This window comes from Pseudonocardia sp. ICBG162, from assembly GCF_020496225.1.
Classification (GTDB): domain Bacteria; phylum Actinomycetota; class Actinomycetes; order Mycobacteriales; family Pseudonocardiaceae; genus Pseudonocardia; species Pseudonocardia alni.
Genome location: NZ_JAHLJD010000017.1, coordinates 440640 through 464147, shown reverse-complemented (window position 1 = coordinate 464147; position 23508 = coordinate 440640). Strand labels below are relative to the sequence as shown.

The following is a 23508-nucleotide window of genomic DNA, read 5'->3' as shown; positions in this document are numbered from 1 at the left end:
CTCAGCCCCGGTACAGGTCGGGTCGGCGTTCCTTGAGGTGGTGCAGCACCGCGCGGGCGGAGCCGATCATCTCCTCGGGCTCGACGTCGGCGACGGCGAGCCCGCCCTTGGACCAGGTGCGGGCCAGGATGTCCCCGCCCGGCCCGACGACCTTCGCCCGGCCCAGGAAGTGCAGCGATCCGTTGCGCCCGCTCTGGTTCGCCGACAGCAGCAGCACCTGGTTCTCGGCGGCGCGGGACTGGTCGTAGAGGTCGAACAGCCGGGCCTGGCGGTCCTGCGCCATCCGGGGTGCCCGGTTGGTCAGCGAGGTCGGCCAGGCCGACAGGCAGGCCAGCAGCTGCGCGCCGTCGAGCGCGAGCGAGCGGGCCGACTCGGGGAAGGTCTTGTCGTGGTCGATGAGCATCCCCATCCGGCCGGCGGGGGTGTCGAACGCGGTGAACCCGTCCCCGGCGGCGAACAGGCCGGCGACACCCGCGGGCTGGTGCACCTTGCGGTGCCTGCCGAGCACGCCGTCCCCGGTCAGGCAGACCGCGGAGTTCCACCGCACGCCCGGCTCGGGGCCGGCCTCGCAGAACCCGACGCACACCACCATCTCCCGGGCGAGCGCGGCGACCGCGCGCACCTCGGGGCCGTCCGGGTCGAGCTCGGGCGGCAGCACCGCGCCGTCGTCCGGGTCGGCGGGATCGGGGCTGCGCAGGTCGTGCACGTAGCCGCCGAGGGCGCCGTCGGGCAGCACCAGCACGCTCACGCCCTGCTCCCGGGCGTGCGCGACGATCACGCCGATCCGCTCCAGGTCGAACGCGACGTCCCGGGTGAAGTTCGCGGCCGCCGCGGCGACGCGCACCTCACACCCCCGCGCGGACCGGACCCGGCCCGTAGGCCGCCGGGCGGCGGTCGCGCAGGTGCCCCATGACGCGGCGGGCGGCGTCCACGGATGCGTCGACGTCGACGGTGGCGACGGCCAGCCCGGCCTCGCTGCCGGTGGCCGCGAGCACCTCGCCCCCCGGGTCGACGATCTTGGCGTTCGCCACCAGCTGCATGTCGCCGAACCTACCGGCCTGGTTCGCCGAGACCCAGACGAACTGGTTCTCCAACGCGCGGGAGCGGTCGTGCAGGTCGAAGCGGCGGGCCCACCGGTCCTCGGCGAGCACCGGGGCCCGGTTCGTCCGCGACGCCGGCCACGCCGACAGGCACAGCACGGTCCGGGCGCCGTCGTCGGCCAGCGCGCGGGCCGCCTCCGGGAACGCCTTGTCGTAGCAGATCATCATGCCGGTGCGGCCGTACGGCGTGTCGAACGCGGCGAACCGGTCGCCCGCGGCGTAGCTGGAGTTCTCGTTGATCGGCTGGTGCACCTTGCGGTGCCGCCCGAGCACCCCGTCCCCGGTGACGGCGACACAGGAGTTGTAGGGCCGCCCGCCGGATGCGGCGTCCCCGGTCTCGCAGTACCCGGCGGCGACGACCATGTCCCCGGCCAGCGCGGCCAGCCGCCGGACCTCCGGCCCGTCCGGGTCCAGCTGCGGGGGCCGGTCGGCGGGGGTGCCGGGCACGTCGTGCAGCGACGACAGGTACCCGCCCATCGCCGCCTCGGGCAGCGCGAGCACCTGCACCCCGGCCGCGCGGGCGCGGGCGATCGTGGCGGCGATCCGGGCGAAGTCCTCGTCGAGGTCGCGGACGAAGCCCTGCGCGGCGGCGCCGAACGTCGTGGGCGTCATCGGGTCTCCTCGGGGTGGGGGGCGGGGGTACCGGCGCGGCCCATGCCGGTGACGCCCGCGGTGACGGCCTCGGTCTGCTCGCCGTCGGGCCAGCGCAGCCGGACCCCGGCACCGGCGACGAGCTCGCCGCACTCGGCGGACACCGCGGGACCGGCGTCGGGGGCGGGGGAGCCCGGGTCGTCCGCGGTGAGCAGGCCGAACCCGGGGAAGCAGGTGAACCAGTCGCCCGCGGTGGCACCGTCCGGGCGGGGGACGGCGGCGACGTCGAGCACGGCGCCGACCCCGGAGGCCTCGGCGAGCATGCCGAGGGTCCCGGCGAGCCCGGCCATCGACACGTCCTTCGCCGCGGCCGGGCGGTGCGGTGCGTCCGGGCCGATGGCGCCGACGGTCGCGGCCAGCTCGGCGCGGGTGCGGGAGGTCGTCGAGTCCCACTGGCGCCCGGTGTAGCCGGGCCGCCAGCCGCCGCCGAGGTCGGTGGTGAGCCGGACCCGGTGCCCGGCGCGCCCGCCACCGGCGGGGACGGGCCGGTCGGTGCGCCCGAGCGCGGTCAGCGACAGCGCCGCGGGCACGTCGAGCTGGGTGTGCCCGCCGAGCAGCGGGACACCGTAGGCGGCGGCCGCGTCGCGCACGCCGCTCAGCACGCGGTGGGCGAAGGAGGCGTCCCGGGCGCCGACGGCGTCGAGCAGCCCGACCGGGGCGGCGCCCATCGCGGCGAGGTCGTTGACGTTGACCAGCACCCCGGCCCAGCCCGCCCACTCCGGGTCGCGCTCGACCATGGCGGGCACGATCGCGTCGCAGCAGGCCACCAGGTCGCTGCCCGGGACGGGGGCGCCGTCGTCGCCGATGAACCCGGCCGGGCCGACGCCGCCGACCAGCGCACCCAGCGGGGCCTTGGTGGCGACGACGAGGTCCTGGACGCGGGTCATGGGCCGGCGCATCGTGACGTGCGGGGCCCCGGCGACCACGCAGTCGCGCACCCGGGTCCAGCCGAGCCGCTCGAACAGGACCGCGCCCGCGGCCTGCACGTCGGCGTCGAAGCGCAGGGCGCCCGCGGCCTCGGCGCGCGCGCAGGCGGCGCGGACCAGCGCGGCGCCGACCCGCACACCGGTGCGACGGCGCGCGGCGGGAGCCACGACCAGCCTGCTGCCGGTCCACCACCCGATGTCGGGGTGGGCCGCCCGGGCCGGGCCGAGGCGTACCCCGCCGAGCAGGGTCCCGTCGGCGTCGTGGGCGAGCAGGACGACGACGCGCGGGTCGGCGTCGTGGTCGTCGAGGTCGGCGGTGGGCCGGTCGGGGAACAGGCCCTGCTCGACGCAGAACACCGCGCGGCGCAGCGCCCGGTACCCGGCGACGCCGGGGTCGCGAGCGTCGTCGGCGCGGGCCTCGCGGACCGTCACCGCCGGGGTTCCGCCGGTGCGGGCCGGGCGGCCGCCGAGCAGCTCGTCGGCGATCCAGCGCGGCGCGGGGGTCAGGTGGCGGGGCGCCCCGGTCACGAAGCGGGGGCGCGGGTCGGTGGTGCTCATGCTCAGCCCCCCGCCGCGGACAGCGCGCTGCACGCCCCGCAGGCCGCGCAGCCGGCGGCCTGGTCGGCGCCGCGCATCCCGGCGGCGCGGAGCACCGCGGCGACCCGGCCGGTGACGTCGGCGAGCAGGTCCGGGTCGGGGGCGGGCACCCCGTCGGCGAAGGCGAGGGTGCCGGGCAGCGGCCGGTAGGGGACGACGAACGGGTACACCCCGGCCGCGACCAGCTCCGCGGCGCCGGCGACGAGCTCGTCGGGGTCCTCGCCGAGGCCGACGATGAGGTAGGTCGACACGGCGTTCGGGCCGAACACCCGCACGGCCTCGTCCCAGGCCGCCCGGTACTGGGACAGCGGGACGGTGGCCTTGCCGGGCATCCAGCGGCGCCGGACGTCGTCGTCGAGGGACTCGACGTGGATGCCGATCGCGTCGGCGCCCGCGGCGGCCAGCTCGGCGAGCACACCGAGGTCGTCGGGGGCGGGCGGCTCGCACTGGACCTGGACCGGCAGCGCGGGGACGCGTTCGCGGATCGCGCGCACGCAGCGCAGCAGGTGCCGGGCGCCGCGGTCCCGGCCGTTGGAGGTGCCGGTGGTCAGCACCATCTGGCGCACCCCGTCCAGGCGGACCGCGGCCTCGGCGACCTCGGCGAGCTGGTCGGGCGTCTTCACCGCCGTCGTCGCGCCGGAGGCCAGGGACTGCTCGATCGCGCAGAACCGGCAGCGGTCGGCCTCGCCGTAGCGCACGCAGGTCTGCACCACCGTGGAGGCGAGCACGTCGTCGCCGTGCAGGCGGGCGATCTTCTCGTAGGGCACGCCGTCGGCGGTGGTGAGGTCGTAGAACGCCGGCCGGGCGACGGTGTCGACCGCGACGCCCATGTCGGTCACGCCGCCGCCGGGCTCGCGGCGCAGCAGCCGCCCGTCCCGCAGCCGGTACGGGGAGTCGGCGACGATCGGGACGGTGGTCGCCAGCCCGTCGACGAGGACGTGCCCGTCGGCGGACGGGCCCGCCCCGCCGGGGCGGCGCAGCGGGATGACCGAGCCCAGGTCGGTCACGCCGGAGGGCCGGTCCGGCCCGGTGCCGGTGTCGGGGTCGAGCGCCACGCCGCGGACGGCGAGCTCGGCGCGGGCCCGCAGACCGGGCTCGGTACGGGACGGTGCGGACATGGGGGCGGACCTCCGGGGATGCGACGGGCCGGGTACGGCGGGGGACCGCCCGCGCCCGGACCCGCCGGGATGCAGCCCGTGGCCGAGGCATCGGGCCGCATCCCGGGACGGATCCGGGACGCGATGGCGTCCCGTCGTCGTCAGAGCTGGTAGGTCGAGTTGATGATCGCGCCCTTGCGGGCGTAGTGGATGAGCGCGTCCTGGACGTCGAGCGGGTGCGTCGGGATGACGCCCTCGATCAGGTCCTCCTCGCGGGCACCGTGCAGCGACAGCCCGAAGCGGCAGCAGAACACCTTGCCGCCCTCGCTCATGAACGTCTTGAGCTGGTCGTTGATGTTGTGCTCTCCGGGGAACGCGGACGTGCCGGTCGTCGGGAAACCGCGGGTGGCCAGGCAGTTCAGCGAGCCGGGACCGTAGAAGTACATGGCCGACTCGAATCCCTTGCGCAGCGCACGGGTCGCCTGCAGCACGGCCACGAAGCTGACCGAGGACTCGTGCGCGATGCCGTGCACCAGGGTGAAGTAGGTCTCGCCGTCCTCGGCCTGCAGGTCCGGGAAGACCTTCGTCCCGCCGTAGATGCTCGAACCCTCGGGCAGCGAGGGGTGCGGGATCTCCTCGAGGCTCTTCTTCTCGATGTCGGACAGCTCGGCGCTGGTCATGGGGATGCTCCTCGTGGTGTGACGGATCCACGCCGGGAATACGGGTGCGTGGGAGCGCCGGGGGAGGGAGAATGCGATGGAATCGGGTCCCACCGTTTCCGGCGAGCACTACGACACCAGTGATCTGTTGCCGGAACGTTGAGAGCGGACTACGACGACAATTCCGGATCCGCCTTGTGTGACCGCCGTGTTGCGTAACACGGGGCAATGCTCCCGTCGTCCGAACGACACGATCCGGTAATACGACGGGTCGACCGTGGGGCCGTTCCCCTGATCCCCCACGAGGAGGCCCCATGACCGCGGTGATCCGGCGCGAGGACCGGCGCACCCCGCCCGCCCGGCTGGACGGCGAGCACCGGACGGTGGTCGTCGTCGGCGGCGGGCAGGCGGGGCTGTCGATGAGCCGCTGCCTGGACGTGCGCGGCATCGACCACCTCGTGCTCGAACGCGACGTCGTCGCCTCCTCCTGGAAGCGGCACCGCTGGGACACGTTCAGCCTGGTCACGCCGAACTGGCAGTGCGACCTGCCGGACTTCCCCTACGCCGGGCCGGACCCGCACGGGTTCATGGTCCGCGGCGAGATCGTCGACTACCTGGAGGCCTACCGGGCGTTCGTCGACCCGCCGCTGCTCGAGGGCGTCGCGGTGACCCGGCTGCACCGCGACGAGCGGGGGACCTTCGTCGTGGAGACCTCCGCCGGGACGTGCACCGCCGACCAGGTCGTCGTCGCCACCGGCGGGTACCACACGCCGCTCACCCCGCCGCTGTCCGAGCCGCTGCCGGCCGGCATCACGCAGATCGGGTCCCAGGACTACCGCAACCCCGGTCAGCTGCCGCCGGGGGAGGTGCTGGTGGTCGGATCCGGGCAGTCCGGCGCCCAGATCGCCGAGGACCTGCACCTGGAGGGGCGCAGGGTGCACCTCGTCGTCGGGCACGCGCCGCGGGTGGCCCGCTTCTACCGGGGCCGTGACGTCACCGACTGGCTCGACGAGATGGGCTACTACCGGATGCCGGTGACCCGGCACCCGCGCCGCGAGGCCGTGCGCGCCCAGGCCAACCACTACGTGACCGGCCGCGACGGTGGTCGCGACATCGACCTGCGCCGCTTCGCCGCCGAGGGCATGCGGCTCTACGGCGCGCTCACCGACCACGCCGCGGGGAGCCTCACCTTCGCCCCCGACCTGGAGTCCTCACTGGACCACGCCGACGAGGTCAGCGAGTCCATCAAGGACACCATCGACGGCTGGATCGCCGACGAGGGGATCGACGCCCCGGTCGAGGAGCGCTACACCCCGGTGTGGCGCCCGGAGCGCGAGGTCACGGAGCTGGCGCTGGCCGGCACCGGGATCACCTCGGTGGTCTGGTGCATCGGGTTCCGGCAGGACTTCTCCTGGATCGACCTGGGCGTGTTCACCGGCCGCGGCTCGCCCGTGCACAGCCGCGGCGCGACCGGTGTCCCCGGGCTGTTCTTCCTCGGCCTGCCCTGGCAGTGGACCTGGGGGTCCGGGCGGTTCTCCGGGGTGGGCGCCGACGCGGCGTTCCTCGCCGAGCGGATCCGCTCGCAGCGCGGCCTGACCTCGACCGGCGGACGCGGCGACGTCTGCAACGTCCTCGCCCTGGGGTCCTGAGTGGACGGTTCCGCCGACCCGGCCGACCTGGGTGGGACGACGGGCTGGGGGCGGGTCGTCGCCCCGCCCGACGTCGAGCCCGAGCCGCCCTTCGCCCGGCCCTGGGAGGGGCGGGCGTTCGCCATGACCGCGCTGACCATGGGCCGGATCTCCGGGCGCAACCTGGACGCGTTCCGGCACGCACTGTCCCGGTTGGACCGCACCCGTTACCTCGACGACGGCTACTACGGCCGCTGGCTGCACGCCGCCGAGCTGATGCTCGTCGACTCGGGCGTCCTGGCGCCCGGCGCGGTGGAGGCACGGGCCCGGCGCGGTCGCGGCGAGGACGTGCCCGAGCCGGCCGACCCTCCGGTCGCGAAGCCCGACTACGCGCCCACCGCGCCCGGGTCGCTGCGGACCGTCGAGGCCGCCCCGCGCTTCGCCCCCGGCGACCCGGTCCGCGCGCGCCGCGAGCCCCCGGACGTCGCCCCGCCCGCGCCGTCGGCGGGCCCGGTCGGCCGCGGGCCGTGCAAGCTCCCGCGCTACCTGCGCGGGACGCCCGGCGCCGTGACCGCGGTGCGGCCCTCACACGTGCTGCCCGACACCCACGCGGTGTTCGCCGGTGAGCACCCCGAGCACGTGTACACCGTCGCGTTCGCCGCACCGGACGTGTGGGGCCCCGGCGCGGACCCGCACGTCACCGTGCACGCCGACCTGTTCGAGTCCTACCTGGAGCCACGATGACCGACGACGATCCCGGTCCGGCGCTGCGCACCGCGGCGCTGGAGGAGCTGCTGGTCGAACGGGGGCTGGTGGACCCGGCCGTCGTCGACGGGTTCGTGCGCACCTACGAACGCGACGTCGGCCCGCTGAACGGCGCGACGGTCGTCGCCCGCGCCTGGACCGACCCGCGGTTCCGGGAGTGGCTGCTGCGCGACGGCACCGCGGCCATCGCCTCGCTGGGGTTCACCGGACCGCAGGGCGAGCACATGGTGGTGCTTGAGCAGACCGAGCAGGTGCACCACGTCGTGGTCTGCACGCTGTGCTCCTGCTACCCGTGGCCGGTCCTCGGGCTGCCCCCGAGCTGGTACAAGGACCCCGCCTACCGCGCCCGGGTCGTGCGGGAGCCGCGGACCGTGCTCGCCGAGATGGGGCTCGACGTGCCCCCGGAGCGGCGGATCGAGGTGTGGGACTCCTCGGCCGAGGTCCGCTACCTGGTGCTGCCGCGCCGGCCCGCGGGCACCGACGGACTCACCGCCGAGCAGCTCGCCGGGCTGGTCGGGCGGGACGCGATGGTCGGGGTCGCCGAGGCGGTGGAGCCGTCGTGAGCGCTCCACTGCTCGACGTCGCGGGCCCCGCCGCCCCGCCGCGCGCCAACGGCGAGCTGGTGTTCACCGCGCCCTGGGAGGGACGCGCGTTCGGGCTGGCCGTCGCGCTCGCCGAGGCGGGGGTGTTCACCTGGGACGGCTTCCGCGACCGGCTGGTCGCGCGGATCGCCGCCCCCTACTACGGCTGCTGGCTCGCCGCCTGCGAGGACGCGCTCGTTGCCGCGGGCCGGCTGGACGGGGACGACGTGTCCACCCGCGCCGCGGGCCTCGCCGCCCGCCCGGCCGGTCACGACCACAACCACGACCACGCCGGTCACGGCCACGGTCACGTTCGGTAGGAGAATGCATACCGGTGGTGACGGAATGGTCCGGTGATCTCATTCCGCGCATTACCCCACACGAATGTGGAACGGAACCGTGCCGACCCGATCGGGGTCGTGCGCGACCCGGCCGGTGTCACCGCTCGGTAACCGATCATGTTTCAGCGGGGCCGATGCCCCGGTACGCGGATAGATTGGTGCCATGAGCGCATCCGGGTCGGTGGTCCTGCGGACCGTCGCCTGGTGTGCCGGGGTCCTGCTGGTGGGTGCCGGTGTGCTGGCCGCCGTCGTCGTCGGGTTCGGCGCGCTCGTCGCACCGGGGGAGGCGCGCGCGTCCCGCGAGATCGACCCGGCCACCGAGTTCGCCCGGCTCGCCGTCGACGACCCGGCCGCCGCGCTGCGCTCGTGCACCCCCGCCCGCGGGACCCTCGTCGACGCGCTGTCCGGGGCGCTCCCGCTCGGTGCGGTGCCCGGCGCCGACCGGTTCACCGCGACCGACGGGGACCTCACGTTCGTCTCGGCGCCGATCACCGGCACGCTGCGCGGCGCCGGGGACCGCGCCGTGTGGGTGTGGGGGCGGCAGGGCTTCGCCGCCGTCACCGACGACGCGCGTGCCCTCACCCCCGAGCTCCCCGGGCCGTCGCTCTACGCCACCGGCCCGGACGCGGCCGGCGCGGTCCGCGCCGCGACCTGCGTGGAGGCCGCGCAGCGCGCCGACCGCTCCGGCACCGCGCCGACCCAGGGCCCGGTCGCGCCGCGCTGAGCCGACCGTTCCGGGGTCGACCCGGGGCCCGGTCGCACCGCGCCGAGGCGGGCTCAGCCGCCGGGCAGGATCAGGCAGCTCGACGTGGCCTCGCCCAGCAGCCGGCCCTCGGCGTCGGTCAGCTCGGCCCGGGCCAGCGCGGTGCGGCGCCCGGCCTGCACGACGTGGCCGGTGCAGGTCACGGTGCCGGTGTCGACGGTGATCCGGCGCAGGAAGCGCACCGACAGGTCCAGGCTGGTGTAGCCGGTCCCGGCGGGGAGCGTGGAGTGCACCGCGCACCCGCAGGCGGAGTCGAGCAGCGTGGCGTACACCCCGCCGTGCACCGAGCCGATCGGGTTGTACTGGTGCTCGCCGGGTTCGAAGGCGAACGCGACCCGCCCGTGCTCGGCGGAGACGGCTCGGAACCCGACGAGGCTCGCGATGGGCGCCCCGGGGAGGCGGCCGTCGACGATCCGGCGCAGGTACTCCAGTCCGTCCAGACCGGACGCGGCGGCGGCGAGCACCATCGGGTCGGTCCACTCGTGCTCGCGGCGGCGCGTGGTGGCCGGATCGGTCACGGGTTCTGCTGCGGAGGTCATCGTGGCTCCTGATCGGTGACGGGGGCTCCGGGGCCCGGTTCGAGGTGGACGTCGTCGGCGCGGCCCAGGCGGTGCCCGGCGGTGCACACGCTCACCAGGCGCACCGGGGCGCCGCAGCCGGTGTGCACGCGGACCACGGGCGGGCCGGCGTCGCCGGCGAGGTGCCGGTCGCCGAAGTCCATGAGCGCGGCCAGGACCACGCCCAGGTCGCGGCCGCGGCGGGTCAGGCGGTACTCGGCGCGGGTCCGGGCGCCGGGCTCGCGGTAGTCCACCCGTTCGACGACGCCGTCGCCGACCAGCTCGGACAGTCGTCGACTCAGGACGGTGCGTGCGACGCCCAGGCCGCGGGCCAGCTCGTCGAAGCGGGTGACCCCGCGGCCGAGGTCGCGCACGAGCAGCACCGTCCACGGGTCGGCCAGCAGCGCCGCGGTGCGGGCCACCGAGCACACCTGGGACGCCGCCGCCGTCCGTGCGTCCATCCCCGCCTCCTGGGTATCGCTGCGCTACTCAGGAGGCAGAGTAGCCCGGCGCGGCGGACGGCGACAGTGCCCGGTCCCGTCGTGCGCGATTGATCGTGCGCACAGCGGGAAGCCGGGAGGGGACAACACACGAGCACGAGACCGAGGAGGAACCCACGGTGGCGAACGAACTGCAGGGCCGGACCGTCGCGATCCTGGCCGCGGACGGCGTGGAGAAGGTCGAGCTGGTCCAGCCCCGCGAGGAGCTGCAGAAGGCCGGGGCCCGGGTCGAGGTGGTCTCGCTGTCCACGGACCCGATCCAGTCCATGTCGGCCGACATCAACCCGGACGAGAAGCTCGACGTCGACCGGGCCGTCGCGGACGTGTCCGCCGACGACTACGACGCGCTGGTACTGCCCGGCGGCACCGTGAACCCGGACAACCTGCGCGCCGACGCCACCGCGGTGGCGTTCGTGAAGGCCTTCTTCACGGCGGGCAAGCCGGTCGGTGCGATCTGCCACGGCCCGTGGACGCTGGTCGAGGCCGACGTGGTGAAGGGCCGCACCCTCACGTCGTTCCCGAGCATCCGGACCGACCTGCGCAACGCGGGCGCGACCGTCGTCGATGAGCAGGTCGTCAACGACAAGGGCCTGGTCACCAGCCGCAACCCCGACGACCTCGACGCGTTCTGCGCGAAGCTGATCGAGGAGTTCGCCGAGGGGAAGCACCCGGTGCACCCGGAGGGTGCGACCGCCTGACCCGCCCGCACGACGCGACGGGCCCGGCACCCCGAGCGGGGGCCGGGCCCGTCCGCGTCCGGGTCAGCCCTCGACGGGGCCGGCCATCTGTGCGACGTCCTCGGGGTGGTCGCGGCACCGGTCGGTGTCGGGGCGTGCCTCCAGCCGCTCGTCGTCGATCTGCTCGCCGCACACGTCGCAGCGTCCGTACTCGCCCTTGTCCAGACGGGTCAGCGCCGCCCGGACCCGCGCGGTGCGGGCCCGGCGGGTGTTCTCGTCGAGGTCGTGGGCCATGGTCTCGTAGGCCCGCGAGCCTTCGTCGCCGAAGTCGAGACCCTCGCCGACGCGGTCGTCACCCGGCGCCGGCCGCTCGGTCACCGCCGAGCTGTCCTCCAGCTGGTCCAGCTCCTCGGTCAGCAGGGTGCGTGCCCGCTGCGCGTCCATCGGGTCTCCTCTCGTGCCGCGCGACCGGACGGCCGCACGGGAACCGGACTACCCCACCGGCGGGCGCGCACACGCACGCCGTTTCCCCCCGGGCGACGCGGGTAGGCGCGGCGTGGCCGACGGGTGCGGCCGTGGTCCTCCCCGGTCGCACCGCCGGCGCACCGTCCCGGCCCGTCGACGGGTTCGTCCCGTCGCCGGTCACGGACCGATCGAGAGGGAGCCCCGTGTCCGACAGTCCGCCCGCCCAGCAGCAGAGCCCGCCCGGTGACACCGGTGCGATGGACCCCCGGCCCCGCGACGAGATGCGCGGCTACCAGGGCCGCGACCTGCTCGCCGGCACCGTCGCCCTGGTCACCGGTGGTGACTCCGGCATCGGGCGCGCGGTGTGCGTCGCGTTCGCCAAGGAGGGCGCCGACGTCGCCCTGGCCTACCTGGAGGAGCACGACGACGCCGAACACACCGCCGGGCTCGTCCGCGCCGAGGGGAGGCGCTGCCTGACCCTTCCCGGGGACCTCGGAGACGCCGCGCACTGCGCCGACATCGTGCGGCGCACCGTCGAGGAGCTGGGTGCGCTCGACACCGTCGTGAACAACGTCGCCACCCAGGAACCGGTCGACGCGCTCACCGACATCGAGGACGACGCCTGGCTGCGGACCTTCGAGGTCAACATCCACAGCTACTTCCGGGTCACGAAGGCGGCCCTGGAGCACCTGCCCGACGGCGGCGCGATCGTGAACACCGGATCGATCAACGGCCTGCGCGGGAACAGGAGCCTCATCGACTACTCGGCCACCAAGGGCGCGGTGCAGTCGCTGACCTACTCGCTCGCGCAGTCGCTGACCCCCCGCGGCATCCGGGTCAACTGCGTCGCCCCGGGTCCGGTGTGGACGCCGTTGATCCCGGCGACGATGCCGCCCGACACGGTCGACGGGTTCGGCGAGCAGACCCCGATGGGTCGTCCCGCGTCCGCGGACGAGATCGCGCCGTCCTTCGTGTTCTTCGCGGCGCCGCGGCTGTCGTCGTACTACACCGGCGAGGTGCTCGCACCGGTCGGCGGGGAGACCCTGCCGGGCTGAGCGTCCGGGCCCCGCCGCGGCCTGCGGCCCGGCGGGGCTCCTCTAGTCGTCGGCCAGCTCTAGTCGTCGGCCAGCCGCTCGCGCAGCCGCGCGAGGGTCCGTGACAGCAGTCGCGAGACGTGCATCTGCGAGATGCCCAGCTCGGTGGCGATCTGGGACTGGGTCCGGTCGCCGTAGAAGCGCAGGACCAGCATCCGACGCTCCCGTTCGGGCAGCTCGTTGAGCGCCGCCCGCATTCCGGGGCCGTGCGCCGCGAGGTCCAGGGCCGGGTCGTCGGAGCCCATCCGCTCGGCGAGCGACAGGCCCTCACCGGAACCGTCGTCGCCGACCGGCGCGTCCAGGGACTTGGCGTGGTGCGACTCCAGCGCGCCGAGCGCATCGACGACCTCGCCGATTGGCACGCCGACCTCGGCCGCGATCTCCGAGGGGCGGGGCGGGCGGCCGAGGCGCTGCCCCATCTCGTCGGCGACCCGGCCGACGGTGACGGCGAGCTCCTTCAGGTCACGCGGGACCCGCACCGCCCAGGAGTAGTCCCGCAGGTGGCGCTTCATCTCGCCGCGGATGCTGGGGACCAGGTAGCCGAGCGGGCCGCCGGTCGCCGACGACGGATCGTAGCGGTCGACCGCCTTGACCAGACCGAGCATGCCGGCCTGCTCGATGTCCTCGACGCCCCGGCCGGGGGCGGCGAAGCGGCGGGACAGGTTGCGCACGAGTGGACGGAACTCGCGGATCACGTACTCGCGCAACGCATCGCGGCCCGGCGTGCCCGGCGGGGTCCCGGCCAGCTGGTCGAGATCGGGGATGAGGTCGTCGTAGCCCCGTCGGCCGTCGCGGGAGGTCGTCGCGGGCCGGGTGGGCAGAGTGGGACTTCGCATGGTCCCTCGCAATCGCCGATGGCAGGTGCGGGGTCCGCTGCACGGTTGAACGGATTTCGTGTGGACCGGTGGGCGGGCGGACCCGCGTCGGCGGTGTCCTGCGTGCCCGGTTCCGGCAGCCCGACCGTAACCCCGGCCCGTGCGGTCCACAACCCGGGGCGGGGGACCGCGGTGCGGCTCAGGCCCGGGCGTGCGGCGGCGTCACGAACACCGCGGTGTCGTAGTAGGTGCGCAGGGCGGTGACCGTGCCGAGGCCGTCCTCGTCGGTGGCGTCGGTGAGATCGAGGACGGTGACACCGCGCACGGTCACCGGGCCACCCCCGGCGAGTACGGCGTCGCTGTGCCATTCCAGTGCGACCGAGTCCTCGGTCTGCACGGCGTGGCGGAAGGTCGTCGCGACGTGGTCGAACGGAGAGCGGTACTCCTGCCAGAACGCTCCGAGATCGGTGCGGGCCCCGCGGCCGTCGAGGCGCTCGGCCGTCGCACCGTCGCGGAAGCGGGCGAGCAGGTCCTCCGCCCCGCCGTCCCGCTCGAACGCCTGCAGTGCGTCGGCGAAGGCGCGGACCCGCCGGTCGGTGAGTCCCGTGTCCTGGGGGCCGGAGTGGTCGCGGCCGGAGTCGTGCGGTGCGGTGTGTCGCTGCATGGTGCGCGACTACCCGCCGGAGGCGTTCCGACCCGTCTCGGAGCGGACGCGTCCGGCGGGCTGCCGGTGGGGCCGCGACACCGGCCCCGGCAGGTCCGCTCAGGCGTCGGTCTCGACGACGGTGGCGCCCTCGGCGGCGCGCTGGACCGCCTCGCAGCCCTTGTGGGCGGCCGACTTGCTCTCGTAGGCCTCGCCGACGGCGACGACCTGCCCGTTGCTCGCCTTCAGCCGGAACCGGAACTTCCCGCCCCGGTCCTCGTACACCTCGAACTTGCCTGCCACAGGGGGCCTCCTCGGCTTGATCGACCACCGCTGGTTGGTGCGGATGGCCGCGCACGTTAGCCCAGATGGCGTTGCGACGGGCAACGGAGTGTGCCCCTCGTCGGGGCGGGCCGGGCAACCCTCCCGGCGCGTGAGGGTAGAGTCCGGTCCTCCGGCAGTCCGGCCGGTGCACGTGCCGGGCCGTCCCGGCGGAAAGGGGAGGGTGCCGTGGGTCAGGACGACCGTCCCGCCGACCCCGATCGGGTACCGGTCACCCGGGTCGAGGTGCTGGACTTCGTGGGTGAGCTGTTCGGCCACGGTCCGGTGCCCCGTGCGGCGCTGCTGGCCGCGGCCCGCGCCGAGGACGCCAGGGCCCGTCTGCACGAGGTGCTCGACGCCGCCCTGCCGGACCGCCCGCTGACCGGGCTGGACGACCTGTGGCGCCACGTCGACGTGCCCGAGGACCTCGGCGCGGTGCGCGGACTGCCGTCGCCGCGCTAGTCGTCCGCGTCGCCGGTCCGCGGCTCGGACAGCGCCCGCAGCTCGCGGGAGAGCAGCTCCAGCCCGTGGATCCGGGCGTGCAGCGCCTCGATCCGCGACTCGGCGGCGGTGCGGTAGAGCGCCAGCCGGTCCCGGGCGTCGTCGCCGACCGGGCGGCCCGCGTCGAGGTCGGCGCGGGCACCGTCGATCACCGCCATCAGCGCGCGGATCTGGTCCAGGCCGAGGTCGAGCGGCTTGAGCGTCTTGACGAACCGCAGGCGCTCGACGTCGTCCTCGGTGTAGAGACGGAAGCCGCCGGTGCTGCGGGCCGACGGCGTGACCAGCCCCAGCTCGTCCCAGTGCCGGATGGTGCGCAGCGACAGCCCGACACGCGTGGCCACCTCACCGATCTGCTGCACCACACCACCTCCCCTCGACCGTGCGGCCCCGACCGTACCGCCGGGGCGGGGCCGGTCTCAGCGGGCTCTCAGCGGGGCGGGCCTTCTCAGGGGCGCCACAGCGAACCGTCCCTAGCGTCGTCGACATGCCGACTGCACTGGTCACCGGAGCGAGCCGCGGGCTCGGCGCCGTCTACGCCCACGAGCTCGCCGAGCGCGGATGGTCCGTCGTCCTCGTGGCGCGCGACGCCGCCCGCCTCGCCGACGTCGCCGAGCGGATCGGCCGCGCCACCGGCGCCATCGTCGAGATCCTGCCCGCCGACCTCACCGACCCGGCCGGGCTGGCCGCCGTCGAGCGCCGGATCACCGACCGGGACCTGCCGATCGAGCTGCTGGTCAACAACGCGGGCGTCGAGACCGACGCGGTCTTCGCCGAGGCGCCGGTCGAGGCGCTGACCGGCGAGATCGACCTCAACGTGACGGCCCTGATGCGCCTCACCCGCGCCGCGGTCCCGGCGATGACCGCCCGCGGCCGCGGCGGCGTGCTCAACATCGCGAGCTTCGCCGGGTACCTGGCCTCGGGCGGCAACGCCTACGGCGCGTCGAAGTCCTGGGTGCTGGCGTTCAGCGACACCGTCGCGGCGTCGCTGCACGGCACCGGCGTCACCGTCACCGCGGTCGCCGCGGGCCGGATCCGGACCGACGACGACCCGCAGGGCCCGCTGTGGCTCGACCCCCGCGATGTCGTGCGCCGCTCGCTCGACGACCTCGCCCGCGGCCGCACGCTGTCCGCGCCGGGCTGGGTGTACCGGGCGCTGGTCGGCTACCTGGAGGCGCCGCGCACCGCGCTGCGGCTGGCCGCGCGGGTGGCGGGCCGGGGCCGGGAGCGCTGCGAGCGCCTGGAGCGGGGGAGCGGGCACACCCGGCCGTCGCCGGTCCCGACGCCGTTCCGTGACGCGCCCGCCCCGGCCCGGCCGCAGCCGGCTGTCGCGGTGCACGCGGTGGGCCCGGCGACGCCGGTGCCGCCGGTCCTCCCCGAGGAGCCGGCGCGGCCCGCGCACGTCGCCGCCGCGACCGTCCCGGCGCCGCGCGTGTCGGGTACCGGCCCGCTGCCCGTCGTGACCGGTCCGGCCGGGACCGGGGCCGCCGCGGTCCGCCCGGCCGCCGCGCGGGCGGCCGCCTCCGCGACGGCCCGCGCCGCCGTCCGCAGGTTGCCCGCCGCCCCGCGTCCGGTGCAGCCGGCCCGCGACGCCGCGACCGTCCGGCTCGCCGCGGGCTGAGGACCGCGCCCCGCCCGCCGGTCTCGCGGCCACCCCGCGGGCCCACGACGACGCCGCCCGCCCGGTGAGATCATCGGCAGAAACGGACAGATGTGATGAGACTCGCGTACCCCCCACTGTCGGAACCCGGAGTCATGCCCTAGCGTTCTGCACAGTCGAAGGGGAGTACTCCCGAACACGGCGTCGCCGTCATCACGGCACCGGCCCGAGCCGGTCCCGGTTGCGCCGGTCCACCGCGGTCACCGCGGCGGGCGGAGGAGACCTTCAGCGCCCCTACCTGCGCTGGAGGACCCTGTCATGAACGTTCCCCTCTGGGTGTGGCTGGCGACGCTCGCCGTCGTCGTCGGCATGCTCGTGTTCGACTTCGTCGGGCACGCCCGCGACCCGCACGAGCCCACGCTGCGCGAGTCGGCGATCTGGTCGGCCGGCTACATCGCGATCGCCCTGCTGTTCGGCGTCGGCGTCGGTGTCTTCTCGGGCTGGCAGTACGGCGGCGAGTACATGGCCGGCTGGCTGACCGAGAAGGCCCTGTCGGTCGACAACCTGTTCGTCTTCCTGCTGATCATGACCAGCTTCGCGGTGCCGAAGGTGCACCAGCAGAAGGTGCTGCTGATCGGCATCGCGATCGCGATCGTCATGCGCGGTGCGTTCATCGCGGTCGGCGCCGTGATCATCGAGCAGTTCGTCGCGGTCTTCTACCTGTTCGCGGTCATCCTGTTCTGGCTCGCCTGGTCCCAGATCCGCGAGGCGATGTCGTCGGACGACCACGAGCAGGCCGACGCCGGTGACTCGAAGCTGATCCGCCTGGTCCGCAGGGTGCTGCCGACCTCCACCGAGTACGACGGCGCGAAGCTCGTCACCCGCGTCGACGGCAAGCGGCTCCTCACCCCGATGGCGCTGGTCATCGTCGCCATCGGGCTGACCGACCTGCTGTTCGCGTTCGACTCGATCCCGGCGATCTTCGGCCTCACCCAGGAGCCGTTCCTGGTGTTCACCGCGAACGCCTTCGCCCTGCTCGGCCTGCGCCAGCTGTACTTCCTCATCGGGGGCCTGCTGGAGCGCCTGATCTACCTGGCGCACGGTCTCGCGGTGATCCTGGCGTTCATCGGCGTGAAGCTGACCCTGCACGCGCTGCACGAGAACAACGTGCCGTTCATCAACGACGGGCAGCCGGTGCCGGTGCCCGAGGTGCCGATCTGGCTGTCGCTGCTGGTCATCACCGGGACGATCGCCGTCGCCGCCGTCGCGAGCCTGGTCGTCTCCCGGCGTCGCGCCGCGGCCGCCGGGGACGGTGCGGCCTCCCCGGAGGTCGCCGGACCCGACACCGACGGCGCGGACGACGCGACCGTGGACGCGGGTCAGATCCCCAGCACCACCCGGGCGACCGAGAAGTAGATCAGCAGCCCGGTCGCGTCGACGAGCGTCGTGACCAGGGGAGCGGACACCACCGCCGGGTCGATCCCGACCCGGCGGGCCAGCAACGGCATCGTCGCGCCGACCGTCGCAGCCCAGCCGCAGATCGCCACCAGCGTCACCGCCACCACGACGGCGACCTGGAACCCGACCAGCAGCGACGCGACGGCCAGTCCGAGCGCACCGAGCAGGGTGCCCAGCAGCAGCCCGACCCGCAGCTCCCGCCACACCACGGCGGGCAGGTCGGCCAGTCGCACCTCCCCGACGGCGATCGCCCGGACCGCCGCCGACGCGGACTGGGCACCCGCGTTGCCGCCGGTGCCCACGAGCAGCGGGATGAACAGCGCCAGCGCGGTGACCTGCTCGAGTGCGTCCTCGAAGATCTGCAGCACGTTGACCGTCAGCACTGCGGCGAGCAGCAGCACCGCCAGCCACACCGCGCGGGTGCGCGCCAGCTTCGTGACCCGCACGTACATGTAGTGGCCCGACCACGGCGCCGCACCGGACTGGCGGGCGGCGTCCTCGGTGTCGGCGCGCTCCAGGATCTCGACGGCGTCGTCGATGGTGAGCAGGCCCAGCAGCCGGTCCTCGGAGTCGACGACCAGCAGGTCGAGCAGGTTCGCCTCGCCCATCAGGCGGGCGGCGTCCTCGGCGGCGTCGGTGGCCCGCACCCGCGGGGCCCCGTCGTCGACGAGCTCGGCGACGGCGACGTCCGGCCGGGCCAGCACCAGGTCGCGCAGCGAGACGGTGCCGGTCACCCGGCGTCCGGCGTCGGTGACGGCGAGGGTGTACACGGTCTCGGCCTGCGCGCCCTTGCGCCGCACGACGGCCAGCGCCTCGGTCACGGTGCTGTGCAGCGGCACGGCGACGGTCTCCGGCGTCATCACCCGCCCGACCGAGCCGTCGGGGTAGCCGAGCAGTGCCGCGGTCATCGACCGTTCCCCGGCCGACAGCCCGGCCAGCACCCGGTTCGCGACCTTGGCCGGCGCCTCGCCGAGCATCCGGGCGCGGTCGTCGGGGTCCATGTCCTCGACCAGGGCGGTCACCGCGTCGTCGCGCAGCCCCGCCAGCAGCTCCTGCTGGTCGACCGGGTCGAGCTCCTCGAACACGTCGAGCGCGCGGTCCTTGCCGAGCAGCCGGAACACCCAGCCCGCGTCGACCGGTTCCATCCGGGCCAGCGCGTCGGCGATCTCGTGGGCGGGCCGTCCGTCGAGCCGGTCGAGGACTCCGGCGGGGTCGTGGCGTTCGACGAGATCGGTCCAGCGTTCCATGCGGGTGATCCTGCCGCCGGGGCCCGACGCGTGCAGCGGCAGGAGTATGTCCGTTTCGGTAGGATCGGTGACGTCTACCGCACATCCCGGATGACTGCCCCCGGGAGCGGGAACCCGGTCGGTGGCACCGAGGAGGTCACGATGTCCGTCACACCCCCGCCCCTGCCGCCGCCGTCGCCCGGCGGCGGGCCCGGCGACCCCGACCCACGCCCGGTGGCGCGCCCCCTGGACCGCGACGAGGAGCTCCGGCTCTCCGGCCTCGAGCAGGAGCTGCGCCGCTCCGACCCGGAGCTGGACACCGAGCTGACCGCGCCGCACCGGCCCACGCGCGCCGCGGGCGGCCGCGCCGACCGGATCCTGCAGGCCGTCGCGATCACCGTGATCGTGCTGGTGATCGTGCCGGGCGACTGGGTCGCCGGGCTGCTGTCGTTCGGGCTGCTGCTCGGGATCCCGGCCGCGATGGCCTGGATCGCCGTCCGTGCGCACCGGGAGAACGCCGCCCGGGAGCAGGCCGAGGGCCGCGACGACGAGCGCGCCTGACCCGCGCGGTCAGGTCGCGGAGGGCGCCGCTGTCGCCGCCTCGGTCGGGTCGGTCGTCGAGCGGACGGCCGGGAGCCCGAGGTGCTCGCGCAGCGTCGTCCCGGCGTACTCGGTGCGGAACGACCCGCGCTCCTGCAGCAGCGGCACGACCCGGTCGGCGAACTCGTCGAGCCCGCCCGGGGTGACGTGCGGGACCAGCACGTAGCCGTCCGCGGCGTCGGACTGCACGGCGTCGTCGATCGCGTCGGCGACCGTCCGCGGGCTCCCGACGAAGGTGTGCCGCCCGGTCACCTCGATCACCGTCTCGCGCAGCGACAGGTTCTTCTCCGCGGCGAGGGCGCGCCACTGGTCGGCGACGGCCTTCGGGTCCCGGTACTGGCGCACGCTGGCGCGGCCCTTCGACACGAGCTCGCCCTCGACCGGGTCGAACTCCGGCAGCGGACCGTCCGGGTCGCGCCCGGACAGGTCGGTGTTCCACAGCTGCTCGGCGAACACGATCGCGGTCTGCGGGCTGACCTGCTGGGAGCGGATCACCTCGGCGAGCTCGGCGGCCTCGGCGTCGGTGTCGCCCAGTACGTACGTCGCGGCGGGCAGGATCTTCAGGTCGTCCCACGCCCGGCCGTAGCGGGCGAGGCGGCCCTTCACGTCGGCGAGGAACGCGCGTCCGGCCTCCGGCTCGGCGTGCCGGGAGAAGATCGCGTCGGCCGACGCGGCGGCGAACTCGCGCCCCTCCTCCGAGTCACCCGCCTGCAGGATCACCGGGCGGCCCTGCGGGCTGCGCGGCAGCGAGAAGCGGCCGTGCACGTCGAACTGGTCGGAGGTGTACGCGAACTCCCCGCGGTCGTCGGGGCCGGTGCGCGAGTCCCAGATCGCGGCGGTCGCGGCCAGCTGCTCCTTGGCCCGGGAGTAGCGCTTCTCCTTCGGGAGGAAGCCACCGCGGCGGAAGTTCTCGCCGGTGAACGCGTCCCACGAGGTCACCACGTTCCAGGCCGCCCGGCCGCCGGACAGGTGGTCGAGCGAGGCGAACTGGCGGGCGACGTCGTAGGGCTCGGTGAAGGTGGAGTTGATCGTCCCGGCCAGGCCGAGCCGGTCGGTGACCGCGGCCAGCGCGGACAGGACCGTGAACGTGTCCGGGCGGCCCATCACGTCCAGGTCGTAGATCTCGCCGCGGTGCTCGCGCAGGCGCAGCCCCTCGGCGAGGAACAGGAAGTCGAACCTCGCCCGCTCCGCGGTCCGCGCGAAGTGCGCGAACGAGGAGAAGTCGATGTGGCTGCCGGACGCCGGGTCACTCCACACCGTCGTGTTGTTGACGCCCGGGAAATGGGCGGCGAGGTGGATCTGCTTGCGTGGCATGCGTGTCCTCCCGACGTGGCTCCTACCGGTGCAACACCCTCCGGGCCAGGGTGTTCCCGAGCAGCTGCGCGCACTGCACGACGACCACGATGATCGCGACGGTCAGCAGCGTCACCGGCCAGTCGAACTGCTGGTAGCCGTAGGAGATCGCGAAGTCGCCCAGGCCGCCGCCGCCGACGTAGCCGGCCATCGCCGACATGTCGACCACCGCGACGAAGACGAAGGTGTAGCCGAGCACCAGCGGCGCCAGCGCCTCGGGCACCAGCACGCTCCACACGATCCGGAACCGGCTCGCGCCCATCGCCCTGGCCGCCTCGACGACGGCCGGGTCCACCGACACCAGGTTCTGCTCGACGATGCGCCCGATGAAGAACGTCGCCATCGCGACCATCGGGAACAGCACCGACCGGGTGCCGATGGTCGTGCCCATCACGATCAGCGTCAGCGGGCCGACCGCGGTGATGAAGATGATGAACGGGATCGGCCGCACGATGTTGACCAGCACGTTCAGCACGCCGAACACGACGCGGTGCGCGTACAGGCCGCCGGGTCGGGTGGTGTGCAGCGCGAGACCGAGCAGCAGCCCGAGCGCGCCCGCCAGCAGCATCGTCCAGAACACCATGTAGGCGGTCTGGAGCACCGACAGCCACAGCACCGGCTGCAGGGTCGCCCAGTCGTTCGTCATGCGGTCCGCTCCGTCACCCGGGTCGCCCGGGACAGCTCGTCGACGCAGGCCTGCACGGCCGCGTCGGCACCGGTCAGTTCCAGGGTCAGGCTGCCCACCGGGCGCTCGGAGAGCTCCCGGATGCCGCCGTGCACCACCGTGGCGCGGACCCCGTGGGCGGCGGGTACCCGGGCGATCGCGTCCTGGGCGTCGGCGGCCCCGGAGCCGGGCCCGCCGACCGCGACGGTCACCAGCCGGCCGGGGTGGCGCGCCCGCAGCCGGTCGAGGGTCTCCTCGGACGGGACGTCCTGCAGCACGCCGTGCACGAACCGCCGGGTCGCCGGGTGCGACGGGGCGGCGAACACGTCGTACACGTCGCCGTCCTCGATCACCTTCCCCCGTTCCATGACCACGACCCGGTCGCAGATCTCGGCGACGACCTCCATCTCGTGGGTGATCACGACGACGGTGGTGCCCAGCTCGCGGTTGACCCGGCGCAGCAGGGCGAGCACCTCCCTGGTCGTCTCCGGGTCCAGCGCGCTGGTCGCCTCGTCGGCGAGCAGGATCGACGGCGACGTCGCGAGCGCCCGGGCGATCCCGACCCGCTGCTTCTGCCCGCCCGACAGCCGGGCCGGGTAGCGGCCGGCGAGCTCGGAGAGGCCGACGAACTCCAGCAGCTCCGCGACCCGGGCCCGGCGCTGCTCGCGGGAGCGGCCCGCGACGGCGAGCGGGTAGCCGACGTTGCCGGCGACGGTGCGGGAGTTCATCAGCGCGAACTGCTGGAAGATCATGCCGACCTCGCCGCGCAGCTCGGCCAGGCCGCGCTCGGACAGCTCCGAGGTGACCCGCCCGCTCACCGTCACGGTGCCCGCGGTCGGCAGCTCCAGGGCGTTGATCATCCGGACGAGCGTCGACTTGCCCGCGCCGGACCAGCCGATGACCCCGGTGATCCCGCCCTCGGCGATGTCGAGGTCGACGTCGTCGACGGCGGTGACGCCCGGGCCCCGCCGGGCGGCGAAGGTGCGGGTCGCGCCCGAGAACGAGATCACCGGCGCCGCCATCAGCGGGACCGCAGCTGCTGCTCGATGCCGGCCAGGGTCTGCTGCAGGTCGGCCGGGGAGTTGTCCCGGAACACGCCGCCGTCGCCGAGGTCCCGGCGGGCGGCGTCGAGGACCTGCGGGTCGTGGTAGATCCGCACCAGCGTCGCGTAGGCCGGGTCGTCCTTCTGGTCGGCGCGGGCGACGAACAGGTTGATGTAGGGCTTCGCCTTCTCCGAGTCCGGGTCCTCGGAGTAGACGACCTGGTCCGGGGTCAGGTTCGCCGACTGCGCGTAGTTGTTGTTGACGATCGCGGCGTCGGCGCTCGTCAGGTTCGCCGCGGTCTGCGCCGCGTCGACCGGGGTGACCCGGACCTTCGACGCGGCCGCGTCGATGTCGGCCGGGGTGGAGGTCGTCGTGCCGCCGTCGGTGAGCCGCAGCAGCCCGGCGGACTGCAGGACGTTCAGCGCGCGGGCCTGGTTCACGGCGTCGTTCGGGATGACGACCTGCCCGCCCTGCGGGATCTGCGCGAGGTCGGCGTGCTTCGTGGAGTACAGCGGCAGCGGGTACACCGCCGTCGCGCCGATCGGGACCAGGGTGTCGTCGTTCTGCACGTTGTAGTTGGCCAGGTACTGGAGGTGCTGGAACTGGTTGAGGTCCAGCTGGCCCTGGGCGAGCGCCGGGTTGGGCTGGTTGTAGTCGGTGAAGTTGACCAGCTCGACGGTGATGCCCTCTGCGGTGGCCTTGTCCTTGAACACGTTCCAGTAGGGCTCGGCGCCGTCGGAGACGCCGATGCGGACGGTGCGGGACCCGTTCTCCCCGCCGCCCGACGACGACTCGCCGGGGGCGGCGCAGCCGGCCGCCAGTACGGCGAGCGCGACGGCGGGGACCAGCAGGGACAGTACGCGTGGCAGGCGCATCGGGGGTTCCT

28 protein-coding genes are annotated in these 23508 nt (G+C 74.7%); 11 read left to right on the top strand and 17 right to left on the bottom strand.

From position 1 onward, the window contains the following. Position 1: 1 nt before the first annotated feature. From KPL60_RS16275 to KPL60_RS16255, 5 genes are all read right to left on the bottom strand, one after another. Positions 2-844 (bottom strand): carbon-nitrogen hydrolase family protein, encoded by an 843-nt coding sequence (locus tag KPL60_RS16275; RefSeq protein WP_226357976.1) that lies wholly within the window; start codon positions 842-844, stop codon positions 2-4. A 1-nt stretch (position 845) separates the two neighbouring features. Then, positions 846-1712, bottom strand: coding sequence for a carbon-nitrogen hydrolase family protein (locus KPL60_RS16270; RefSeq protein WP_226366355.1), 867 nt, complete (start codon positions 1710-1712; stop codon positions 846-848). Further along, on the bottom strand, positions 1709-3235 hold the full coding sequence (locus KPL60_RS16265; RefSeq protein ID WP_226366354.1) for an MSMEG_0567/sll0787 family protein: 1527 nt from the start codon (positions 3233-3235) through the stop codon (positions 1709-1711). The genes KPL60_RS16270 and KPL60_RS16265 overlap by 4 nt, the downstream gene beginning before the upstream one ends. A gap of 2 nt (positions 3236-3237) precedes the next feature. Continuing rightward, the gene (locus tag KPL60_RS16260; protein ID WP_226366353.1) at positions 3238-4392 is read right to left on the bottom strand and encodes an MSMEG_0568 family radical SAM protein; all 1155 of its coding nucleotides are present in this window, start codon (positions 4390-4392) and stop codon (positions 3238-3240) included. A gap of 140 nt (positions 4393-4532) precedes the next feature. Further along, a complete protein-coding gene (locus KPL60_RS16255) occupies positions 4533-5051 on the bottom strand; it encodes an MSMEG_0572/Sll0783 family nitrogen starvation response protein (protein ID WP_226357972.1) in 519 nt (172 codons plus the stop codon). A gap of 293 nt (positions 5052-5344) precedes the next feature. Between KPL60_RS16255 and KPL60_RS16250 the strand changes: the two genes are divergently transcribed. The 5 genes from KPL60_RS16250 (at position 5345) to KPL60_RS16230 (ending at position 9069) form a co-directional block, all read left to right on the top strand. Continuing rightward, positions 5345-6679, top strand: a complete 1335-nt coding sequence (locus tag KPL60_RS16250) for an MSMEG_0569 family flavin-dependent oxidoreductase (RefSeq protein ID WP_226366352.1) — start codon at positions 5345-5347, stop codon at positions 6677-6679. Continuing rightward, positions 6680-7402, top strand: a complete 723-nt coding sequence (locus tag KPL60_RS16245) for an SH3-like domain-containing protein (RefSeq protein ID WP_226366351.1) — start codon at positions 6680-6682, stop codon at positions 7400-7402. Beyond that, a complete protein-coding gene (gene nthA / locus KPL60_RS16240) occupies positions 7399-7986 on the top strand; it encodes a nitrile hydratase subunit alpha (RefSeq protein ID WP_224401978.1) in 588 nt (195 codons plus the stop codon). Before KPL60_RS16245 ends, nthA begins: the two co-directional genes overlap by 4 nt. Then, positions 7983-8324, top strand: a complete 342-nt coding sequence (locus KPL60_RS16235; RefSeq protein WP_226366350.1) for a nitrile hydratase accessory protein — start codon at positions 7983-7985, stop codon at positions 8322-8324. The genes nthA and KPL60_RS16235 overlap by 4 nt, the downstream gene beginning before the upstream one ends. Before the next feature lie 184 nt (positions 8325-8508). Continuing rightward, positions 8509-9069, top strand: a complete 561-nt coding sequence (locus tag KPL60_RS16230; protein WP_226366349.1) for a hypothetical protein — start codon at positions 8509-8511, stop codon at positions 9067-9069. Between the two features lie 53 nt (positions 9070-9122). Here the strand turns inward: KPL60_RS16230 and KPL60_RS16225 are convergent, their stop codons facing one another. Next, positions 9123-9647: a PaaI family thioesterase gene (locus KPL60_RS16225; RefSeq protein ID WP_226366348.1), complete on the bottom strand. Its 525-nt coding sequence runs from the start codon at positions 9645-9647 to the stop codon at positions 9123-9125. Beyond that, on the bottom strand, positions 9644-10126 hold the full coding sequence (locus tag KPL60_RS16220) for a helix-turn-helix domain-containing protein (RefSeq protein ID WP_226366347.1): 483 nt from the start codon (positions 10124-10126) through the stop codon (positions 9644-9646). The genes KPL60_RS16225 and KPL60_RS16220 overlap by 4 nt, the downstream gene beginning before the upstream one ends. A gap of 158 nt (positions 10127-10284) precedes the next feature. On the opposite strand from KPL60_RS16220, the gene KPL60_RS16215 reads away from it, so the two are divergent. Further along, positions 10285-10863, top strand: a complete 579-nt coding sequence (locus KPL60_RS16215) for a type 1 glutamine amidotransferase domain-containing protein (RefSeq protein ID WP_161152328.1) — start codon at positions 10285-10287, stop codon at positions 10861-10863. 63 nt (positions 10864-10926) lie between these two features. On the opposite strand, the gene KPL60_RS16210 is transcribed toward KPL60_RS16215, so the two are convergent. Further along, positions 10927-11286, bottom strand: coding sequence for a TraR/DksA C4-type zinc finger protein (locus KPL60_RS16210; protein ID WP_226366346.1), 360 nt, complete (start codon positions 11284-11286; stop codon positions 10927-10929). Positions 11287-11564: 278 nt separating this feature from the next. Here KPL60_RS16210 and KPL60_RS16205 point away from each other — a divergent pair, with 278 nt between their 5' ends. After that, positions 11565-12362 (top strand): SDR family oxidoreductase, encoded by a 798-nt coding sequence (locus KPL60_RS16205; RefSeq protein ID WP_226358040.1) that lies wholly within the window; start codon positions 11565-11567, stop codon positions 12360-12362. 59 nt (positions 12363-12421) lie between these two features. Here KPL60_RS16205 and KPL60_RS16200 read toward each other — a convergent pair whose 3' ends face one another. The 3 genes from KPL60_RS16200 to KPL60_RS16190 all read right to left on the bottom strand — a co-directional run bounded on the left by KPL60_RS16200 (position 12422) and on the right by KPL60_RS16190 (position 14162). Then, entirely contained in the window at positions 12422-13237 is an 816-nt protein-coding gene (locus tag KPL60_RS16200; RefSeq protein WP_226357963.1) for a sigma-70 family RNA polymerase sigma factor, read from the bottom strand. Positions 13238-13415: 178 nt separating this feature from the next. Further along, positions 13416-13880, bottom strand: a complete 465-nt coding sequence (locus KPL60_RS16195) for a nuclear transport factor 2 family protein (protein ID WP_226366345.1) — start codon at positions 13878-13880, stop codon at positions 13416-13418. 99 nt (positions 13881-13979) lie between these two features. Then, positions 13980-14162 carry a DUF1508 domain-containing protein gene (locus KPL60_RS16190; protein ID WP_178374004.1) on the bottom strand — a complete coding sequence of 61 codons (183 nt, stop codon included), beginning with the start codon at positions 14160-14162 and terminating at the stop codon, positions 13980-13982. 207 nt (positions 14163-14369) lie between these two features. Between KPL60_RS16190 and KPL60_RS16185 the strand changes: the two genes are divergently transcribed. Beyond that, positions 14370-14642, top strand: coding sequence for a hypothetical protein (locus KPL60_RS16185; RefSeq protein ID WP_226357961.1), 273 nt, complete (start codon positions 14370-14372; stop codon positions 14640-14642). On the opposite strand, the gene KPL60_RS16180 is transcribed toward KPL60_RS16185, so the two are convergent. Next, positions 14639-15043, bottom strand: coding sequence for a MerR family transcriptional regulator (locus KPL60_RS16180; protein WP_226366344.1), 405 nt, complete (start codon positions 15041-15043; stop codon positions 14639-14641). The two genes, KPL60_RS16185 and KPL60_RS16180, sit on opposite strands and share 4 nt — an antisense overlap. 122 nt (positions 15044-15165) lie before the next feature. Here KPL60_RS16180 and KPL60_RS16175 point away from each other — a divergent pair, with 122 nt between their 5' ends. Further along, complete coding sequence (locus KPL60_RS16175; protein ID WP_226366343.1) at positions 15166-16299, top strand: SDR family oxidoreductase; 1134 nt, start codon at positions 15166-15168, stop codon at positions 16297-16299. 297 nt (positions 16300-16596) lie between these two features. Further along, positions 16597-17694 (top strand): TerC family protein, encoded by a 1098-nt coding sequence (locus KPL60_RS16170; RefSeq protein WP_226366342.1) that lies wholly within the window; start codon positions 16597-16599, stop codon positions 17692-17694. On the opposite strand, the gene mgtE is transcribed toward KPL60_RS16170, so the two are convergent. Beyond that, positions 17658-18983 (bottom strand): magnesium transporter, encoded by a 1326-nt coding sequence (gene mgtE, locus KPL60_RS16165; RefSeq protein ID WP_226366341.1) that lies wholly within the window; start codon positions 18981-18983, stop codon positions 17658-17660. The two genes, KPL60_RS16170 and mgtE, sit on opposite strands and share 37 nt — an antisense overlap. Before the next feature lie 141 nt (positions 18984-19124). On the opposite strand from mgtE, the gene KPL60_RS16160 reads away from it, so the two are divergent. After that, positions 19125-19523 carry a DUF3040 domain-containing protein gene (locus KPL60_RS16160; protein ID WP_226366340.1) on the top strand — a complete coding sequence of 133 codons (399 nt, stop codon included), beginning with the start codon at positions 19125-19127 and terminating at the stop codon, positions 19521-19523. Positions 19524-19532: 9 nt separating this feature from the next. Here KPL60_RS16160 and KPL60_RS16155 read toward each other — a convergent pair whose 3' ends face one another. Genes KPL60_RS16155 through KPL60_RS16140 form a run of 4 tightly spaced genes read right to left on the bottom strand, consistent with a single transcriptional unit; the run spans position 19533 to position 23497 of the window. After that, a complete protein-coding gene (locus tag KPL60_RS16155) occupies positions 19533-20876 on the bottom strand; it encodes an NtaA/DmoA family FMN-dependent monooxygenase (protein WP_226366339.1) in 1344 nt (447 codons plus the stop codon). 22 nt (positions 20877-20898) lie between these two features. Then, a complete protein-coding gene (locus KPL60_RS16150) occupies positions 20899-21561 on the bottom strand; it encodes a methionine ABC transporter permease (protein WP_226357954.1) in 663 nt (220 codons plus the stop codon). Continuing rightward, positions 21558-22601 (bottom strand): methionine ABC transporter ATP-binding protein, encoded by a 1044-nt coding sequence (locus KPL60_RS16145; RefSeq protein ID WP_226366338.1) that lies wholly within the window; start codon positions 22599-22601, stop codon positions 21558-21560. The genes KPL60_RS16150 and KPL60_RS16145 overlap by 4 nt, the downstream gene beginning before the upstream one ends. Next, on the bottom strand, positions 22601-23497 hold the full coding sequence (locus KPL60_RS16140) for a MetQ/NlpA family ABC transporter substrate-binding protein (protein WP_226366337.1): 897 nt from the start codon (positions 23495-23497) through the stop codon (positions 22601-22603). Before KPL60_RS16140 ends, KPL60_RS16145 begins: the two co-directional genes overlap by 1 nt. Positions 23498-23508: the final 11 nt, after the last annotated feature.

What these genes read in the sequence shown, in the direction of transcription:
- KPL60_RS16270 (WP_226366355.1), bottom strand. Translation starts at nt 1,712, where the DNA reads ATGACGCCCACGACGTTCGGCGCCGCCGCGCAGGGCTTCGTCCGCGAC.
- KPL60_RS16265 (WP_226366354.1), bottom strand. Translation starts at nt 3,235, where the DNA reads ATGAGCACCACCGACCCGCGCCCCCGCTTCGTGACCGGGGCGCCCCGC.
- KPL60_RS16260 (WP_226366353.1), bottom strand. Translation starts at nt 4,392, where the DNA reads ATGTCCGCACCGTCCCGTACCGAGCCCGGTCTGCGGGCCCGCGCCGAG.
- KPL60_RS16255 (WP_226357972.1), bottom strand. Translation starts at nt 5,051, where the DNA reads ATGACCAGCGCCGAGCTGTCCGACATCGAGAAGAAGAGCCTCGAGGAG.
- KPL60_RS16250 (WP_226366352.1), top strand. Translation starts at nt 5,345, where the DNA reads ATGACCGCGGTGATCCGGCGCGAGGACCGGCGCACCCCGCCCGCCCGG.
- nthA (WP_224401978.1), top strand. Translation starts at nt 7,399, where the DNA reads ATGACCGACGACGATCCCGGTCCGGCGCTGCGCACCGCGGCGCTGGAG.
- KPL60_RS16230 (WP_226366349.1), top strand. Translation starts at nt 8,509, where the DNA reads ATGAGCGCATCCGGGTCGGTGGTCCTGCGGACCGTCGCCTGGTGTGCC.
- KPL60_RS16225 (WP_226366348.1), bottom strand. Translation starts at nt 9,647, where the DNA reads ATGACCTCCGCAGCAGAACCCGTGACCGATCCGGCCACCACGCGCCGC.
- KPL60_RS16220 (WP_226366347.1), bottom strand. Translation starts at nt 10,126, where the DNA reads ATGGACGCACGGACGGCGGCGGCGTCCCAGGTGTGCTCGGTGGCCCGC.
- KPL60_RS16210 (WP_226366346.1), bottom strand. Translation starts at nt 11,286, where the DNA reads ATGGACGCGCAGCGGGCACGCACCCTGCTGACCGAGGAGCTGGACCAG.
- KPL60_RS16205 (WP_226358040.1), top strand. Translation starts at nt 11,565, where the DNA reads ATGGACCCCCGGCCCCGCGACGAGATGCGCGGCTACCAGGGCCGCGAC.
- KPL60_RS16200 (WP_226357963.1), bottom strand. Translation starts at nt 13,237, where the DNA reads ATGCGAAGTCCCACTCTGCCCACCCGGCCCGCGACGACCTCCCGCGAC.
- KPL60_RS16195 (WP_226366345.1), bottom strand. Translation starts at nt 13,880, where the DNA reads ATGCAGCGACACACCGCACCGCACGACTCCGGCCGCGACCACTCCGGC.
- KPL60_RS16175 (WP_226366343.1), top strand. Translation starts at nt 15,166, where the DNA reads ATGCCGACTGCACTGGTCACCGGAGCGAGCCGCGGGCTCGGCGCCGTC.
- KPL60_RS16170 (WP_226366342.1), top strand. Translation starts at nt 16,597, where the DNA reads ATGAACGTTCCCCTCTGGGTGTGGCTGGCGACGCTCGCCGTCGTCGTC.
- mgtE (WP_226366341.1), bottom strand. Translation starts at nt 18,983, where the DNA reads ATGGAACGCTGGACCGATCTCGTCGAACGCCACGACCCCGCCGGAGTC.
- KPL60_RS16160 (WP_226366340.1), top strand. Translation starts at nt 19,125, where the DNA reads ATGTCCGTCACACCCCCGCCCCTGCCGCCGCCGTCGCCCGGCGGCGGG.
- KPL60_RS16155 (WP_226366339.1), bottom strand. Translation starts at nt 20,876, where the DNA reads ATGCCACGCAAGCAGATCCACCTCGCCGCCCATTTCCCGGGCGTCAAC.
- KPL60_RS16150 (WP_226357954.1), bottom strand. Translation starts at nt 21,561, where the DNA reads ATGACGAACGACTGGGCGACCCTGCAGCCGGTGCTGTGGCTGTCGGTG.
- KPL60_RS16145 (WP_226366338.1), bottom strand. Translation starts at nt 22,601, where the DNA reads ATGGCGGCGCCGGTGATCTCGTTCTCGGGCGCGACCCGCACCTTCGCC.
- KPL60_RS16140 (WP_226366337.1), bottom strand. Translation starts at nt 23,497, where the DNA reads ATGCGCCTGCCACGCGTACTGTCCCTGCTGGTCCCCGCCGTCGCGCTC.